Source organism: Pseudomonas sp. 18.1.10 (assembly GCF_024655625.1).
Lineage (GTDB): Bacteria > Pseudomonadota > Gammaproteobacteria > Pseudomonadales > Pseudomonadaceae > Aquipseudomonas.
Window position 1 is genome coordinate 1 of the sequence record NZ_JANLGL010000392.1, and the last position, 2,789, is coordinate 2,789.

Sequence of the window (2,789 nt, forward strand, 5' to 3'; positions counted from 1 at the left end):
CAGCTATGAATTTGCCGACTGGCACACCGCATTCGCGAGCAAGCCCGCTCCCACACTTGGATCTCCATAGGATTAGTTTTTTGGTTATTAATAAATAGCTTCTTATTCCTTAACGAATATAAAACCCGTCCCTATACTGTCCTACAACGTTAAACGCTGCAGGAGGGCACACCCATGCACAGCGAGTCGATTCGTTATCTGATCGTGCCGGGCTGGCAAGGATCGCCAGAAGATCATTGGCAAAGTCATTGGCAGAACAGCCTGCCCAACAGCGCCCGCGTGGAGCAGGCCGATTGGCTGACGCCGCGCCGCGAAGACTGGGTGGCCGCGCTGGCCGAGGCCATCGCCGCCGACAGCACGCCGGTGATCCTGATCGCCCATAGCCTGGGTTGCATCACCGTGGCGCATTGGGCAGCGACGGCGCCCGTGCAGTTCCTGCGGCAGGTGCGTGGCGCCTTGCTGGTGGCGCCGGCGGATGTCGAACGGCCGGCGTGCTCGCCGGCCCTGCGCAATTTCGCGCCGATTCCCAGCGACCTGCTGCCGTTTCCGAGCCAGGTGGTCAGCTCCGACAACGACAGTGCCGTCAGCGCCCCACGGGCCCTGGAGTTGGCACGCCAGTGGGGCGCCGAAGCCGGCATCCTCTCGGGCGCGGGGCATATCAATGTGAAGTCCGGCCATCAGCGCTGGGAGCAGGGTTTTGCCTACCTCTATCGCCTGCAAAACCGCCTTGAGCACCACGCCCGCCGTAGTGCCTGAATATTTTTCAACGCCCCGTCCCTGAGTGGAGCCGGGGCGGGAGCCTGCCATGAGTCTGCATGAAACCTACGGCCAGCCACTGCTGACCTTTCCCGACGCGGATAAAAGCCCGCTGAGCATCCGCGCCAAGGCGCTGGTGTTTGTCGACCCTCGTTCGCGCCAGCTGCGCGAAGACCTCGAAAGCCTCGCGCCGCGCGCCTTGCCCGTGCTGATTCGCGGCGAGACCGGTAGCGGCAAGGAGCTGCTGGCGCGGCACATTCACCGTGGCAGCGATCGCGGCGGCTTGTTTGTCTCGGTCAACTGCGGCGCGATCAGCCCGACTTATGCCGACGCCGAGCTGTTCGGTTACGCCGCCGGCAGCCACAGCGGCGCGGCCAGCAGCCGGGCCGGCTGGTTTGGTTCAGCCAACGGCGGCACCTTGTACCTGGACGAGATCGGCGACTTGCCGCTGCCGATCCAGGTCAAATTGCTCGCCGCCCTGGAAAACCACGAAGTGACGCGCGTCGGCGCCCATCAGCCGAGTCCGGTGGACGTGCGCCTGGTCGCCGCCACCAGCATCGACCTGGCCCAGGCCGTGGCGGCGGGCAAGTTTCATGAGCGCCTGTTTCATTACCTGAGCGAAGGCCAGCTGGAACTGCCGGCGCTGCGCGAGCGGGTGGGCGATATCTTGTCCCTGGCGGAATATTTCCTCGGTATCTACAGCCAGCGCCTGGACTTGCCCGTGCCGTTGATTAGCGATGCAGCCCAGCAGGTGCTGGAACAGCACAGCTGGCCGGGCAATACCCGTGAGCTGGAAAACGTTATTCACTTTGCGTTGCTGGTGAGCAGTGGCGACGAGATCCTGCCCGAACATTTGAACCTGCCGGTGGCGGGTTCGCCGCTGGAGCAGTTGCAGCGGATCTTCAACAGTGCCAGCCCGGCTGAGCAGGAAACCTTACGAAAATTCCTACATGAGCAAAATGGAATATCAAAGTGAATAAAAGATATTGTTCGGGAATAAAAAATCTAGGTATTGTCCGTTTCACGCCGCGATAGCACATCGCTGGCACACCACATAACAAGCGGCCGTCACCGACGCCCCGGAATTAAGGACACTGCATGAAAAAGGTTCTGTTGTTTACCGCGCTGGCGGCTGCCCTGACTGCAAGCTTCGCCCAAGCCAACGAGAAACTGGTGGTTGCCGCCACGCCGATCCCGCACGCGGAGATCCTTGAGCTCATCAAGCCAACCCTGGCCAAAGAAGGCGTGGACCTGCAGATCAAAGTCTTCACCGACTACGTACAACCCAACGTACAAGTGGCCGAGAAGCGCCTGGACGCCAACTACTTCCAGACCCTGCCGTACCTGGAAAACTTCAACAAAGGTAAAGGCACCAACCTGACCACCGTGGTCGGCGTACACGTTGAACCGTTCGGCGCCTACTCGAAAAAAATCAAGAACATCTCCGAGCTGAAAGATGGCGCCACCGTGGCCATCCCGAACGAAGGCTCCAACAGCGGCCGCGCCCTGTTGCTGCTGCAAAAGGCTGGCGTGATTACCCTGAAAGACCCGAAAAACGCCTTGGCGACGCCGAAAGACATCGCCAGCAACCCGAAGAACCTGAAGTTCAAAGAGCTGGAATCGGCCTTGCTGCCACGCGTGCTGGACCAGGTTGACCTGGACCTTATCAACACCAACTACGCCCTGGAAGCCGGTCTGAACCCGGCGAAAGACGCGCTGTTGATCGAAGGCGCTGATTCTCCGTATGTGAACTACCTGGTGGCACGCCCGGACAACAAGGACAGCGATGCGATCCAGAAACTGTCCAAGGCCCTGACCAGCCCGGAAGTCAAAGCCTTCATCGAGAAAAAATACAGCGGCGCGGTGCTGCCAGCGTTCTGATGTAACCCAAAACCCCCTTCAAGGTTTCAACGCCGACGGCTTCTACAGCGTCGGCGTTTTTTATTGGGCCTGGAATACGGTCAAAACTGTGGGAGCTGGCTTGTGTGGGAGCGGGCTTGCTCGCGAATGCGGTGGTTCAGTTGGAACATCTT

General features: G+C 60.2%; 3 protein-coding genes. All 3 read left to right on the forward strand.

The window, feature by feature from the left end; genetic code table 11:
- Nucleotides 1-174: 174 nt before the first annotated feature.
- The 3 genes from NUV89_RS29000 (at nt 175) to NUV89_RS29010 (ending at nt 2,637) form a co-directional block, all read left to right on the forward strand.
- Nucleotides 175-756: an alpha/beta hydrolase gene (locus tag NUV89_RS29000; protein ID WP_257784019.1), complete on the forward strand. Its 582-nt coding sequence runs from the start codon at nt 175-177 to the stop codon at nt 754-756.
- A gap of 49 nt (nt 757-805) precedes the next feature.
- A complete protein-coding gene (locus NUV89_RS29005) occupies nt 806-1,732 on the forward strand; it encodes a sigma 54-interacting transcriptional regulator (RefSeq protein ID WP_257784020.1) in 927 nt (308 codons plus the stop codon).
- A gap of 122 nt (nt 1,733-1,854) precedes the next feature.
- On the forward strand, nt 1,855-2,637 hold the full coding sequence (locus tag NUV89_RS29010) for a MetQ/NlpA family ABC transporter substrate-binding protein (RefSeq protein ID WP_017736875.1): 783 nt from the start codon (nt 1,855-1,857) through the stop codon (nt 2,635-2,637).
- Nucleotides 2,638-2,789 lie beyond the last annotated feature (152 nt).